Annotated in this window: 12 protein-coding genes; 7 read left to right on the top strand and 5 right to left on the bottom strand. The window is 73.8% G+C overall.

Going from position 1 to position 13,213, the window contains the following annotated elements:
• The first annotated feature begins 94 nt into the window (after nt 1-94).
• On the top strand, nt 95-655 hold the full coding sequence (locus tag ACPPVX_RS03870; RefSeq protein ID WP_426573578.1) for a hypothetical protein: 561 nt from the start codon (nt 95-97) through the stop codon (nt 653-655).
• A 1-nt stretch (nt 656) separates the two neighbouring features.
• Here ACPPVX_RS03870 and ACPPVX_RS03865 read toward each other — a convergent pair whose 3' ends face one another.
• Nucleotides 657-1,397: a type 1 glutamine amidotransferase domain-containing protein gene (locus tag ACPPVX_RS03865; protein ID WP_426573577.1), complete on the bottom strand. Its 741-nt coding sequence runs from the start codon at nt 1,395-1,397 to the stop codon at nt 657-659.
• Nucleotides 1,394-2,281, bottom strand: a complete 888-nt coding sequence (locus ACPPVX_RS03860) for an LLM class flavin-dependent oxidoreductase (RefSeq protein ID WP_426573576.1) — start codon at nt 2,279-2,281, stop codon at nt 1,394-1,396. Before ACPPVX_RS03860 ends, ACPPVX_RS03865 begins: the two co-directional genes overlap by 4 nt.
• Before the next feature lie 133 nt (nt 2,282-2,414).
• Here ACPPVX_RS03860 and ACPPVX_RS03855 point away from each other — a divergent pair, with 133 nt between their 5' ends.
• The 4 genes from ACPPVX_RS03855 (at nt 2,415) to ACPPVX_RS03840 (ending at nt 7,542) form a co-directional block, all read left to right on the top strand.
• Nucleotides 2,415-3,308 (top strand): aminoglycoside phosphotransferase family protein, encoded by an 894-nt coding sequence (locus ACPPVX_RS03855; RefSeq protein ID WP_426573575.1) that lies wholly within the window; start codon nt 2,415-2,417, stop codon nt 3,306-3,308.
• 28 nt (nt 3,309-3,336) lie between these two features.
• Nucleotides 3,337-4,098 (top strand): hypothetical protein, encoded by a 762-nt coding sequence (locus tag ACPPVX_RS03850; protein WP_426573574.1) that lies wholly within the window; start codon nt 3,337-3,339, stop codon nt 4,096-4,098.
• Nucleotides 4,099-4,357: 259 nt separating this feature from the next.
• Entirely contained in the window at nt 4,358-6,601 is a 2,244-nt protein-coding gene (locus ACPPVX_RS03845) for a DUF4214 domain-containing protein (protein WP_426573573.1), read from the top strand.
• Between the two features lie 89 nt (nt 6,602-6,690).
• Nucleotides 6,691-7,542 (top strand): L,D-transpeptidase family protein, encoded by an 852-nt coding sequence (locus ACPPVX_RS03840; protein WP_426573572.1) that lies wholly within the window; start codon nt 6,691-6,693, stop codon nt 7,540-7,542.
• Between the two features lie 13 nt (nt 7,543-7,555).
• On the opposite strand, the gene ACPPVX_RS03835 is transcribed toward ACPPVX_RS03840, so the two are convergent.
• On the bottom strand, nt 7,556-8,428 hold the full coding sequence (locus ACPPVX_RS03835; RefSeq protein ID WP_426573571.1) for an LLM class F420-dependent oxidoreductase: 873 nt from the start codon (nt 8,426-8,428) through the stop codon (nt 7,556-7,558).
• Between the two features lie 215 nt (nt 8,429-8,643).
• Here ACPPVX_RS03835 and ACPPVX_RS03830 point away from each other — a divergent pair, with 215 nt between their 5' ends.
• Both ACPPVX_RS03830 and ACPPVX_RS03825 read left to right on the top strand, forming a co-directional pair.
• Nucleotides 8,644-9,363, top strand: a complete 720-nt coding sequence (locus ACPPVX_RS03830; RefSeq protein WP_426573570.1) for a septum formation family protein — start codon at nt 8,644-8,646, stop codon at nt 9,361-9,363.
• Nucleotides 9,364-9,409: 46 nt separating this feature from the next.
• Nucleotides 9,410-10,084: a pyridoxamine 5'-phosphate oxidase family protein gene (locus ACPPVX_RS03825; protein ID WP_426573569.1), complete on the top strand. Its 675-nt coding sequence runs from the start codon at nt 9,410-9,412 to the stop codon at nt 10,082-10,084.
• On the opposite strand, the gene ACPPVX_RS03820 is transcribed toward ACPPVX_RS03825, so the two are convergent.
• Nucleotides 10,065-11,657 carry a M28 family peptidase gene (locus ACPPVX_RS03820; protein WP_426573568.1) on the bottom strand — a complete coding sequence of 531 codons (1,593 nt, stop codon included), beginning with the start codon at nt 11,655-11,657 and terminating at the stop codon, nt 10,065-10,067. The two genes, ACPPVX_RS03825 and ACPPVX_RS03820, sit on opposite strands and share 20 nt — an antisense overlap.
• On the bottom strand, nt 11,657-13,204 hold the full coding sequence (locus ACPPVX_RS03815; RefSeq protein WP_426573567.1) for an AMP-binding protein: 1,548 nt from the start codon (nt 13,202-13,204) through the stop codon (nt 11,657-11,659). The genes ACPPVX_RS03820 and ACPPVX_RS03815 overlap by 1 nt, the downstream gene beginning before the upstream one ends.
• Nucleotides 13,205-13,213 lie beyond the last annotated feature (9 nt).

Raw genomic sequence — 13,213 nt, 5'->3', positions numbered from 1 at the left:
CCGAGCCGCGGGTGGAATACCCTGGGGCGGCACAGCAGGCGGACGGAAGGCGGCGGAAGATGCGGGTTCCAGCGATGGTGCAGGCGGATCCGACATGAGCTCGGTGACCGTGTTCGTCGACGACGCGGTGCGCGGCAACCTGCCGAGCGTCTGCGCCAAGACCGGTGCCCCGGCGCGCAAGGTCATGCGGATCGACCAGGACCTGACCGGCTCGCTCGGTGCGCTGTGGCTCCTCGTCTTCTTCGGTCCGCCCGGGTGGGTGCTGTTCGCCGTGCTGGCCGCCAGCCGGCGCCGCCAGCACCTGGTGGTGCGGGTGCCGTACGCCGACGAGATGATCCGCCGCTACCACGCCGCTCGCCGGCTCACCTTCCGGGTGGCGGCCGGCGCCGGTGCCCTCCTGGTCGCCGCGTTCGTCCTGCCGTTCCTGTTCAGCACGTTCCCTCAGGGCCTCGACCTGGCCGCGGGGCTGTTCGTCCTGTCGGGCGGTCTCGTGGCGGTGCTCGTGTGCTCGTGGCGCGCCCAGCGGTTGCTCGTGGGCGTCGATCTCGACGCGTCGGGGCGCTGGGTCACGCTGAAGCACGTCCACCCCGACTTCGCCGCGGCCTGCGAAGCCGTCGACCGCGGCACCCCGGTGGCCCGGCCGATCCCCCGGTAGGTCAGGCCGCCAGCTGCGCCAGCAGCTCCTTGGCCAGGAGGTAGGCGTCGCCCGGCCACCGGGCCGACACGTAGCGGCCGTCGACCACCACGAACGCCGCGGAGTCGTCGGTGGCCGTGCCGCGCTTCGACCCGAGCGGGCCGCGCTCGAAGGTGCCGTCGGGACCGAGCGCGGCGGTGACCTCGTCCTGCACGTAGGCGGGGTAGGTGCGGTAGTAGCGGCCGAGCCGCCAGGCGGTGAGGTAGTAGGCCAGCCGCTCCTGCCACTTGGTGAGGGAGGTGGTGCGGTGGCCGGCCAGGACGGACCGCCCGGTCCCGGGGTCGACCGACCGGGCCAGCACCAGTACCCCGTGGCAGATGGCGGCGACGGGCCGGTCCAGCGTCCAGAACGCCACCACCTGCTGCTGGAGCGCGTGGTTGCCGAGGTACTGCCGCATGCCGGGGGCGTGGCCGCCGGGCAGCAGCAGCGCGTCGAACGACGCCACGTCGAGGTCGCCCCACACCAGCGGTTCCCCGAACGCCGGATCGTCGAGCAGCGCCCGGTAGAAGGCCTTGGGCTCATCGTCGGCGCCGAGCCGGCCGAAGATCACCCCGTCGGCCAGCTTGGGGTCGCCCGCAGGCACCGCGCCCGTCTGGGTGGCGAACACCACCTGGTGGCCCGCGTCGGTGAGCAGCCGCCAGGGCACCGCCACCTCGGTGATGTCGAAGTCGTGGTCGGGCAGCGGCACGAGGACCGTGCTCACGGGGCCACCACGTCGGCGACGACGTCGGCGAAGCGCCGGATCTGATCGGGGTCGCTGTCGGCGGGCACCAGCACCACCTCGTCGCAGCCGGTGGCCTCCAGGTCGACCAGGAACCGGTGCAGCGCGGCCTCGTCGTGGAGGGGCATCTGGTCGGTGAGCCAGGCCGCCACCTTGGAGCCGAACACGTCGAGGTAGCGGCGGGCGAACGTGCCGAGCGTGTCGGGCGCGCCCGGGCCGAGGGCGGCGAACGATCCGGTCACCAGCCGCGGGCGCTCGGTGCGTCCAGCATCGCGCCACGCCTGCTCGGCGAGGCGGAAGGTGGCATCGGCCTCGGCGGGGTCGGCCGCCAGGGTGAAGCCGGTCAGGCCGTCGGCCCAGCGCGCCGCCCGGGCCAGCGACTTGGGGCCGGTGCCGCTGCACAGCAGGGGCGGCCCACCCGTCTGGACCGGGACCGGTCCGACCGAGGCGCCGTCGACCACCTCGCCCCCCGCCCAGAGGCGGCGCAGCTCGGCCACCGTGTCGTCGAGGCGCTGGAAGCGGCCGGCGAACGGCGAGCCCAGCGCGTCGTAGTCCTGCTCCCGGCCGCCCACGCCGACGGCGACCTCGACCCGCCCGTCCGACAGCACGTCGATCGACGCCAGCTCCTTGGCGAGCAGCGCGGGCGCGTGCCACGGCGCCACCACCACGTTGAAGCCGATGCGGACCCGGTCGGTCAGCGCCGCCGCGGCCGTGCAGAGCGTGAAGCCGTCGAGGTTGTCGAACGCCACGCGCTCGCCGGCCGAGATCGACGAGAACGGCCCGTCGTCGACCGCCCGGCACCACGCCCGGACGCGGTCCCGGTCGAGGTCGGGGGTCATCTGCGGGAAGGCCAAGCCGACGTCCATCGCCTGATCATCGCCCAACCCGGGAACCTCGTGTCGATCTGGTCCACCCGTGGACTGGGATCGACACGGAGCTCGCGGAGGGCGGGGGCAGACCGAGCGGGCGCCGCCGGCCGGGTCCTGGCAGGCTCCGGCGGTGGAGATCCCGGCGAACCTGCGGTGGCTCCGAGACCGCGACGACGGTCGGGCCTGGCTCGCCCTCCTCGGTGACCGGGTCCGCCACGCCGCCGAGACGTGGCAGCTGGAGCTCGGTCCCGCCTTCGCCGGTGCCCACGTCTCGTACGCCTGCGCGGCCCGCACCCCCGATGGGACCGAGGTGGTCCTCAAGGTCCAGTACCCGCACGAGGACTGCCGCACGGAGGCCGAGGCGCTGGCGGCCTGGGATGGCCGTGGCGCGGTCCGGCTGCTCGCCCACGATGCCGAGCGCTGGACCCTGCTCCTCGAGCGGTGCCGCCCCGGCACGGACCTCGGCCGGTCGCCGCTGGATGCCGACGCCACCATCGACGTGATGGCGGACCTCACCGAGGCGTCGTGGATCGTGCCTCCGGCCGGCCACACCCTGGCGACCCTGCAGGACCAGGCCCACCGCTGGCTGGCCGCCATGGAGCCGACGTGGGAGGAGCGCGGCCGGCCCTTCCCCCGGGCCCGCCTCGACCTGGCGATGGCGGGCCTCCGCGAGGTGGCCGACGACCAGGGCCCCCAGGTCATCATCAACCAGGACCTCCACGAGCAGAACGTCCTCGCCGCGGAGCGGGCGCCGTGGCTGGTGATCGACCCGAAGCCGCTCGTCGGCGAGCGGGCGCTGTCGCTGGCGCCGATCCTCCGCTCCCTCGGCTACTTCCACGGTCCCACCGCTGCGCTGGCGGCCCTGGATCCCGTCGCCGAGCGGCTGGGCCTCGATGTGGGGCGCGTCCTCCGCTGGACGGTCGGCCAGTCGGTCGCCTGGGGCATGGACCCGTCGTCGACGATCGATCCCCGCCAGGCCGAGACCGTCGACCGGCTGGCCGAGCGGCTCCGGTCGACGAGCTGACGGGGCGGACGGCCTACGGTCTGGCGCCATGGGCCGCCGTCACCTGTACCTGCACGAGACCATCGACATCGTGGGGCAGGGCCAGTACGACTACATGGCCCACTCGGGCAAGGAGCCCACCAACGTGATGCCCGACATGCTCACGCTGCAGGGCACGTTCTTCGTGTGCGCCATGGGCGGGGGCCGGTGGCCGCAGGTGATCAACATCTGGGACGTCGGCGAGGCGGGCTGGCAGGGCTGGGCGGCCAACGTCGACCGCCTCAACCTCAAGCGCCGCAACGCCTTCTACGGCGACTGGTGGGACGAAGCGTCCAAGTGGCGCACGGGCGGCTTCGACCGCCTGTGCGGCGGCGTGCCGGGCAGCCCCACCACGCCGGAGATCGCCGAGCGGGGCGTGAAGGGCACCCTGTTCGTGCACCAGGCGCTCCAGGTCCGCCCCGGCTCCGGCCTCGACTACCTGGCCGCGGTCGTGGAGGAGCAGGTGCCCGTCTGGCGCGACCACGGCCACGAGCCCACCGGCATCTACGAGGTCCTCGGCAACCAGCACGAGGTGGTGGTGGTGTGGGCCACGTCGATCGCCGCCCAGACCCGGCTGCGCGCCAGCCGCGACGCCGCCCGCGGCCTGAGCGACGAGGTCGAGGCCGACGACCGCCTGGTGGCGTGGGAGCGCACCGCCGCCACCTTCGTCACCGGCGGCGACACCCACCTCATGACCCCGCAGCCCGGCACCGTCTACGGCCCCGACGACTGGGATGAGGCCTCGCTCGACGACTGGCTCGAACCGGGCTGATCCCCGCCGGTCCGGGCCTGCCGGCGGTCGTCCGACGGGCCTTGAATCGGCTCCGTGCCGGCCGATGGGAGGTCGTGCGGAGCGTGTGTTGAAGACCGGAGTCGTGCTGGCGGGCGCGATCGTCGTCGCCGCCCTGGCGGGATCCGCCGTTCCTGCGGCGGCCCGGCCCGGACGCTCAGCCGCACCGCCAACCGCCGCATCGCCGGCGGGACGACGGGCGGCCGCGCCACCGGCCGACCTCCCCGCAACGCCGACCGGCGTGGCCATCGCTCCCGGCCCCGAGCGGGTCGTGCTCAGCTGGGACGCGCCCGCGGCCGACCCGGCCCTCCTGGCGTACCGCATCACCCTCAGCACCGGCCGGACCGTCTGGAAGGCGGCGCCGGCGACCGGCGTGACCGTCACCGGCCTCGCCGATGGCGCGGCCGTCTCGGCGACGGTCGCCGCGGTCGGCGCGGGCGGGGTCGGGTCGATCGCCACCACGGCCGCCGTGACCCCGGAGCCGGTGCCCGAGACGCTCGCCCAGCTCCCCTTGAACAGCTGGTACTACGACATGGCGGTCGCGCCCGACGGCTCGATCTACCTGTCGACCACCGACGCCATCGTCGTCCGCAGCCCGGCCGGCGCCATCACCACGGTCGTGCACGGCGATGCCGCGACGCCCGCGGCCGAGGGATCCGCGGCCCTCGAGACCGCGGTGAAGCCGCGCTCGATGGCCCTGGCTGCGAACGGCGACCTCTACTGGTTCGACAAGGTCACGATGACGATCCGGCGCCTCCACGCCGGCACCGTCGACACCATCGCCGGCGTTCCCGGGGTGCCGTCGCCATCGATGGCCACCGGGCCGGCCGTGGGTACGTCCGTCGGCGACTTCGTCTACGCCCTGGCCGTGAGCCCCGTCGACGGCGCGGTGCTCTTCGTCGACTACGAGTCCGACGTGGTCCGGCGGTTCACCATCGGCGGGACCATCGCCACCGTTGCGGGCGTCCGTCACAACCCCGGCGAAGGCGCCTTCTCGGGCGACGGCGGGCCCGCCGTCGAGGCCGACCTCGACTCGCCCCAGGGCGTCGCGGTCGACGGCACCGGCGCCGTGTACGTGGCGGACACGTTCAACCACCGCGTCCGCCGGTTCACGATCGGCGGCACGATCGACACGGTCGCCGGTGACGGCACGCACACGTTCTCCCACGACCCGGTCGCCCCGGCCACCCAGACCGGCGTGTACGCGCCGGCGGAGATCGACTGGGCGCCAGATCGGGGTCTGCTGGTCGACACGACCGGTCGCGAGCGGGTGCTGAAGGGCACCCAGCTGGCCCGGTTCGGCAGCGACGCCTTCGACGGCGCCCTGACGATGGGTGATCCCGACGCGCCGGTGCTCGGCCAGCCCGAGACCGGCGCGTTCATGGCCAACGGCGACGTGGTCGGCCTGGCGTGGACGGACGGGAAGCTGCTGGTCGCGGTGGACCAGCCGGTCGGCCCCGTCGAGGCCGGCACCATGCGGGGCACGCTGCGGTCGGTCGGCCCGTGGCTGCCGGCTCAGGACCCGACCGCACCGGGTGCACCGGTCGTCGCCCCCACGGCCCGGCCCGGAGCCGGTTCCGCCCGGGTCTCGTGGCTCCCGGCCTCGGACGGGGGGAGCCCGCTCACCTCGTACGTGGTGACGGCATCGCCCGGCGGGCCCAGCGTCACCGTGCCGGCGAGCGCCACGTCGGCGCTGGTCACCGGCCTGGAGCCGGGAGCGGCGGCCACGTTCACCGTGACCGCGGTGAACGCCGTCGGTACCGGCGACGCGTCGGCGGCGTCGAGCCCGGTCGTGGTGCGCTCGAGCGCGCCGTTCGCCGATTGGTCGGCGCTGATCGATCGGCAGTACCGGGACCTGGTCGCCCGCCCGTCCACCAGCACCGAGCGCTCGGCGTGGATGGTCCAGTTCGCCGCCGCCACCGCCGATGCGGGGGACCTCGCCGACGCGCTGCGCCGCTCTCCCGAGAGCGCGACCGACGTCGATCCGGTCATCCGGCTGTACCGGGCGTTCCTGGGCCGGACCCCCGACGCCGCCGGCCTGCAGTACTGGCTCGCTCGCAAGCGGGCGGTCGCGCCGGCCCGGAGGTGGTCGCTGACCCAGATGGCCACCGCGTTCACCGCGTCGCACGAGTTCACGGCGAAGTACGGGAAGCTCACCTCGCTGGCGTTCGTGACCCGGATCTACACCGACGTGCTGGGCCGCCCGGCCGATCCGTCGGGGGTGGCCTACTGGACCCAGCAGCTCACCTCGAAGCGAAAGACCCGCGCCCAAGTGATGGTGGGGTTCTCGGAGTCGTCCGAGTACCGCACGAAGCAGGCCCGCCCCACCGACGCGGCCGCCGCGCACGTGCTGCTCCTGGGCCGGGCGCCGAGCGCCGACGAGACCCTCGACTGGGTCTCCCGCGCCACGTCGGGGACCACCGACGCCGTGCTCCTGGGGGAGCTGCTCGCCTCTCCGGCCTACGCCGCCCGCATCACCGGGTGAGGCGCTGTCACCCGCACGGGGTGGGCCGAACGGCCTGACCTGGTGGTCCTGCCTGGGAACGGACATGGACGCTCTGCCAGACTCCTCCGATGCCTCCACTGCGCCGAACCCTGATCGCCGGGGCCGTGCTCGTCACCATGGTGGTGAGCGGCTGCTCGGGATCGGGCTCGCGCGACGTCTCGGCCGACGGCGGATCCACCACGCCGGCCGACGTGTCCACCACGACGGCGCCCACCACCTCGAGCACCACGTCGACCACCGCGGCGCCCACCACCACCACGACGACCGCCCCTCCGGTCGATCCCACCACCGTGGCCGAGCCGGCGGGCCAGCCGCTCAAGTCCGGCACCGTCGGCACCCGCACCAAGGCCGTGCAAGCGGCGCTCAAGGCCCAGCACTACGACCTGGGTGAGCCTGACGGGCGCTTCGGGCTGAACACCACCATGGCGGTGTGGGCCTTCCAGCAGCTCCACGGCCTCACTCCCGACGGCGTCGTCGGGCCCGAGACCGAGCTGAAGATCCTCGCCCAACCGGCTCAGTCCATGCTGCGCCCGAACCTCGGCCCCACCCACACCGAGGTCGACCTCACCAAGCAGGTCATGATCGTCTGGCGCGACGGCCAGCCCACGCTCATCACCCACGTCTCCACCGGTAGCGGCGTCGCCTACTGCGAGGACACCGAGGTGGGGAAGAACTGCGGCGACGCCGTCACCCCCACCGGCGTGTACCACTTCGGCCGCCGGGTCCCCGGCTGGCGCGACGCGCCGCTCGGCCGCCTCTACAACCCCGTGTACTTCAACGGCGGCATCGCGGTGCACGGCGCCGCGTCGATCCCGGCCCACCCGGCCAGCCACGGCTGCGTCCGGATCCCGATGAGCATCGCCGAGTACTTCCCCACGCTCGTCAACACCGGCGACACCATCGAGGTCTTCCGCAGCTGACCCCGCGCCCGGCTCAGGCCTTGGCGATGATGGCGTCGCCGAACGCGGCGTAGGCGGCGGGGGCCGACTCGGCGTCGAACGCCAGCGGCGGGATGACCAGGCGGTGGACGCCGATCGACGCCATGTGCTCGATCGCACCGATCGGGTCGGGACCGCCCAGGTCTCGCGAGCCGGCGGTGACCTCGATGGCCGCGGGGTCGCGGCCGGCCTCCTCGGCGGCCTGGCGCATCACCGAGACCAGGTGGGCGATCTGCTCGGGCGTGCCCTTGCCCGGGAAGAAGCCGTCGCCCAGCCGCCCGGCGCGGCGCGCCGCCACCTCGGTGTGGCCGCCGACCACGATGGGCACCGAGGCGCCCGCCGGCGCGGGCAGGCTGATGGCGCCGTGCCACACGTGGTAGCCGTCGTCGAGGTCGACCGGCTCGCCGGTCCACAGCGCCCGCATGGCGGCCACGTAGGCGTCGAGCCGCTTCCCGCGTCCGGCGAACGGCACGCCGAGGGCGGCGAACTCCTCCTCGAGCCAGCCCACGCCGACGCCGAGCCGGAGCCGGCCGCCGGACATGCGATCGAGGGTGGCCACCTCCTTGGCGAGGATGGCCGGGTTGCGCTGCGGGAGGATCACGATGCCGGTGCCGAGCAGCAGCGTCTCGGTGGCCGACGCGATGTACGCCAGCCACACGAGCGGGTCGGGCATCGGCACCGTCTCGCCGCCGGGCATCTTCCCGCTGCGGGCGTAGGGGTACGTGGACTCGTACCCGCTCGGCACCAGGACGTGCTCGATCGTCCACACCGAGTCGAAGCCGGCCGCCTCGATCGCCCGGGCGCAGGCGACCGCGACCGGCCCTTCCGCGAGTGGTCCACCGTTGGCGAAGGCAACTCCGAAGCGCATGGCGCCGACCGTAGCCCTCGACCGGAGTTGGTGGTCCCGAGCGCGATCGGTCTAGCGTGACCCCGGTCACGACCGGTGCGTCACTGAGATCGCTGGTTGTACGACTTGGCCCGACAGCCTGGCTGCCTCCAAGGGGGAAGGCGCCGCGTCGGGCCGGGTCGCGCCCCGACCCACGTCGGCCCGGGGGTGCCGGCCCGATGTGACAGGGTGCAGCGGTGGATCAGCAAGGACAGCAAGACGGCGGCAGTGGCGGCTACGGGACCACCCCACCGGGGTGGGTCCCGCCTCCCGGTCCTGCTCCGCAGCAGCCCGCACCCCCGCAGGCGCCGTACGCGCCGTACGCGGGGGCGTACCAGCCCCCGCCGCCCGGGCCCTACCCGGGTGCCCATCCGGGCCAGCCGGTGTGGGCGCCGCCCCAGAAGCGCAAGCGGTTCGGCTGGGGCAGCCTGATCGCCGCCTTCTTCGTCGGCGGCCTGCTCGCCACCGGCGTGATCATCGGCGTCCTGGCCCTGCTCGTGGTGGCCTTCGGCACGCCCGACACCATCGCCAACACCCACCCGGGCGCGGCGGAGGGAGCCGAGGTCGCGAAGGTCGGCGACTGCCTGCGGAACAGCCCCGAGACGGCGGTCGTCGCCGATCGCTCCCAGGTGATCGACTGCGACGGGCTCCACGGCTCCGAGGTCACCAGCGTCGTCGTCACACCGGGGGCGCGGAAGGCACCGGGCCACGACAACCTGGCGTCGTTCGCCGACGACGCGTGCGCCGTGGCGTTCGAGGACTACGTCGGCAGCAGCGTCGACGACTCCGGGCTCGACTACGCCGCGGTGGCTCCCGACGCGTCCGCGTGGGCTGCCGGCGATCGCCGGATCTGGTGCCTGGCCGACACCACCACCCTCGACGTGGGCGAGGGCTCGGTCCGCAACTCGCACCGCTGACGGAATCCACCCGTCCCCGGTCCGCCGCGGGTGCCAGCATCGGGCCATGACCGATGCCCCGTCCGACCCGCTCACCGAGACCGCCCGCACCAAGCTGCGCCGCCTCGCCGATCGGGGGAGCTTCGACCGGGCCACGGCCAACGCCATCATCGACGAGGCCTACCTCGCCCACGTGGGCTTCGTGGTCGACGGGGAGCCGCGGGTCCTGCCCATGACCTACGGCCGCGACGGCGATGTCCTGTACCTCCACGGCGCGGTCGGCAACGCCATGCTCCGGGCCGCATCGGGCGCCGAGGCCTGCGTCACCATCACGCTGCTCGACGGCCTGGTGCTCGCCCGGTCGGCGTTCCACCACTCCATGAACTACCGGTCGGTCGTGCTGCTCGGCCGGCCCGAGGTGGTCGAGGACGAGGATGCGAAGCGCCGCGCCTTCGATGTGATCGTCGAGCACGTGCTGCCGGGCCGCAGCCAGGTGGCGCGCGCCACCAGCGCGTCGGAGCTGCGCAAGACGCTGGTGCTGCGCATGCCCATCGACGAGGCCTCGGTGAAGACCCGCGCCGGGGGACCCGTCGACGACGACGACGACCTCGATCGGCCGGTGTGGGCCGGGGTGGTCCCGCTCACGCTGGAGCCCGGCGCCCCGCTCCACGACGCCCTGCAAGTCGACGACGCCGAGCTGGCGCAGCTCCTCCCGCCGGCCGTCACCCGGCCGACGGCTTGACCTCGGCGGCGCGCATCGCCTGCGCCGACGTGCCGGCGGTCGAGTCGATGATCCGGATCACCGCCCGAGTGATGGGGACCAGGTGCTCCTGGTCGATCTTGTCGAGCGTGTCCATCTCGTCGAACAGGTAGAAGGGCGCCTCCAGGAACTGGACGATCGGCACGCCCTCGGAGTGGTAGAACGCGCCGTCGGTGGGCGGCTGGGTGCCGAACGCATCGGGAGCGAGGAGCATCGACCGGTTCACGCCCTCGGCGGTGAGCGCGGCGCTGACGGCCGCCTCCAGCGGGGGGATCCGGCTGGTGAACCACCAGCGGGGGACGGGCCGGCCGGTGGGGGCGACCTTGCCGTCGATCTCGGCGAACTCCAGGGCGGCGTGCTCCAGGTGGACCTCGAGCACCACGTCGGCCAGCTCGTCGCGGTGGGCCTCGATGTAGGCGAGCATCCCTGCGCCACCGGACATGTGGCCGCCCTGGAGGATGAACAGCAGGCGGTGCGGGCGAGCGGCGCGCGGCTGGGCCGCCCAGTACGCGGCCTGGGCCAGGACGAGCGAGGTGCCGCTCGCGTCCTCGACCGCCGAAGCCCACGGGCCGTCGTGGTGGGAGCCGATCATCACCGTCTGGTCATCCGCGCCGGGCAGCTCGCCGATGATGTTGTGCGACGTGTGCTCCTTCGCCGTCGACTCGACGGCCACCTTCACCTGCACCGGTCCCGTGGCGAGCTGCTCGTGGAGCCAGGCGCCGTCGGAACCGCTGATCCAGAGGCCCGGGATGGGCCGCTCCTTGCCGTCGTAGGGCACGAAGTACCGGCACGAGTCGCCCGGGTAGTCGACGAGCGATCCGATGAACGCCGCCGCCCCGCCGGCGATGGCGGGCTCCATCACCTCGGTGAACGAGGTGGAGAACGGGACCAGGTGGGTGGCGCCCTCGAGCGTGCCGTCGGGGTCGATGGTCCGGCCGGTGGGGTCCTTCGGGGCGCTGCCGGCGGTGGCCAGCAGACCGGCGGGGATCGAGATGAGCGGGCTGTCGACGAGCGCCGCCTTGCCGTCGACGCCCTCGGGGGCAGCCGGGTCGAACGCCGCCAGCTCGAGCTCCAGGCCGTCGGTTGGGGCGGCGAAGGGCACGGGGAAGCCGGTGATCTGGCGCGCCGCGCCCGTGGCGGGCGTGGCCGTGAGCGACCAGGCCGACGGCTCCCACCGCAGCACGGTCACCGGCTCCGTGCGGACGTGGTCGAGGCCGATCGCCTGGAACCGGTCCTCGATCCAGCCCTCAGCCCAGGTGTCGGCGTCGTAGCCCGGGCGCCGCACCCCCTGCTCCACGATCTTCTCGATCCAGCCGTAGATCTGGTCCTGGTCGGGCACGTCGGCGGTCCGGATGGTGCCGCTCCCGGCGGCCGCGGCGGCGGTCGTGGTGGTGGTGGTCGTGGCCTTGGCGCCATCGCTGCCGTCGTCGCTGCACGCGGCCAGGCCGCCCAGCGCCAACGCGCCGGCGGTGGCCCCGCCGGCCGCCAGGAACCAGCGGCGGTCGACGCCGGGCGCCGGCGCGGCGTCGTCGTTCGTGGTCGTGGGGTCGGCCATCAGTTGATCTGGCGCTCGCGGCCCTCCCAGTAGGGCGCTCGGAGCTTGAACTTCTGCAGCTTGCCGGTGGCGGTGCGGGCCAGCTCGTCGCGGAACTCGATGCGCTTGGGCACCTTGTAGCCGGCGAGCTTGGTGCGGCAGTGGTCCCGCAGCTCGTCCTCGGTGGCGGACTCGCCCGGCGCCAGCACCACGAGGGCGAGGATCAGCTCGCCCCACTTCTCGTCGGGCACGCCGATCACGGCCACCTCGGCCACCGCGGGGTGCGAGAACAGCGCGTCCTCGGTCTCGATCGACGAGACGTTCTCGCCGCCCGAGATGATCACGTCCTTCTTGCGGTCGGAGATGGTGAGGTAGCCGTCGGCGATGGTCCCGCCGTCGCCGGTGTGGAACCAGCCGTCGACGATGGCGGCGGCGGTGGCGTCGGGCTGCTCCCAGTAGCTCTTGAGCACGTGGTTGCCCCGGGCGAGGATCTCGCCCTCCTGGTCGATCTCGACGGTGATGCCGAGGGCGGGTGCGCCGGCCCGCCCGAGCTTGGCGGCGCGCTCGGTCGGGGTGTCGTCGTCCCACTCGGCGCGGGTGCGGTTCATGGTGAGCAGGGGAGCGGTCTCGGTGAGCCCGTAGATCTGGATGAACTCCCAGCCCAGCTCGGTCTCGACCCGCTCGATCGTGCGGGTGGGCGGCGGGGCGCCGGCCACGATGATGCGCGTCCGCCCGGCCCCCGGGATCGGCCCGTCCCACGTGCCGGCGGCGTCGAGGATCATGTTCACGACGGCCGGCGCCCCGGCCATCACCGTCACCCCGTGCTCCTCGACGCGGCGCAGGATCTCGGCGCCGTCGATCTTGCGGATCACGATCTGCTCCACGCCCATGCCGGTCATGGCGTACGGCAGGCCCCACCCGTTGCAGTGGAACATCGGCAGCGTGTGGAGGTGGACGTCGCGGTCGCTGACCCCGGTCTGCCACCCGAAGGTGCTGGCGTTGAGCCACAGCGACCGGTGGGTCTGCTCCACCCCCTTGGGGCGGGCGGTGGTGCCGCTGGTGTAGTTGATGACCGCGGTGGCGTCCTCGTCGGGCTCCCACGGCTCCGGATCGACGCCGTCGAGGGATCCGTCGAGGCCGAACAGGGCGGCGTCGGCCTCGTCGCCGATCGTGAACCGGTGCGGCGCGGTGACCCCCGACAGCACGTCCTCGAGCTCCGGGTCGACCAGCAGGACCGACGCGCCGGAGTGCTCCACGATGTAGCGCACCTCCTCGGCCGCCAGCCGGAAGTTGACGGGGACGAGGATGCGGCCCGAGCCGCTCACCCCGAAGAACGACGTGAGGAGGCGGGCCGAGTTGTGCGACACGACCGCCACCCGCTCGCCCTGGCCGACGCCCAGCCGGTCGAGCGCGGCCGCCTGGTTGCGGGCCCGGCGGGCCATCTCCCGGTACGTGACGGTGCCCCACGACGGGCCCGGCTGGTCGGGCTCGTCCACGAAGGCGGTGCGGTCCGGGTAGACGGCGAGCGCCCGGGCCAAGAAGTCGGGGATGGTCAGCGGAACCTTCATGGCGCGAAC

It is taken from the genome of Aquihabitans sp. McL0605 (genome assembly GCF_049993875.1).
Classification (GTDB): domain Bacteria; phylum Actinomycetota; class Acidimicrobiia; order Acidimicrobiales; family Iamiaceae; genus Aquihabitans.
The sequence above is the reverse complement of the archived record's forward strand: the minus strand, read 5'-3'. Positions and strand labels throughout refer to the sequence as shown.

Bases quoted from the DNA above. Each gene is read 5' to 3' on its own strand.
- ACPPVX_RS03835 (WP_426573571.1), bottom strand. From the start codon at position 8,428: ATGCGCTTCGGAGTTGCCTTCGCCAACGGTGGACCACTCGCGGAAGGG.
- ACPPVX_RS03870 (WP_426573578.1), top strand. From the start codon at position 95: ATGAGCTCGGTGACCGTGTTCGTCGACGACGCGGTGCGCGGCAACCTG.
- ACPPVX_RS03820 (WP_426573568.1), bottom strand. From the start codon at position 11,657: ATGGCCGACCCCACGACCACGAACGACGACGCCGCGCCGGCGCCCGGC.
- ACPPVX_RS03815 (WP_426573567.1), bottom strand. From the start codon at position 13,204: ATGAAGGTTCCGCTGACCATCCCCGACTTCTTGGCCCGGGCGCTCGCC.
- ACPPVX_RS03860 (WP_426573576.1), bottom strand. From the start codon at position 2,281: ATGGACGTCGGCTTGGCCTTCCCGCAGATGACCCCCGACCTCGACCGG.
- ACPPVX_RS03840 (WP_426573572.1), top strand. From the start codon at position 6,691: ATGCCTCCACTGCGCCGAACCCTGATCGCCGGGGCCGTGCTCGTCACC.
- ACPPVX_RS03850 (WP_426573574.1), top strand. From the start codon at position 3,337: ATGGGCCGCCGTCACCTGTACCTGCACGAGACCATCGACATCGTGGGG.
- ACPPVX_RS03825 (WP_426573569.1), top strand. From the start codon at position 9,410: ATGACCGATGCCCCGTCCGACCCGCTCACCGAGACCGCCCGCACCAAG.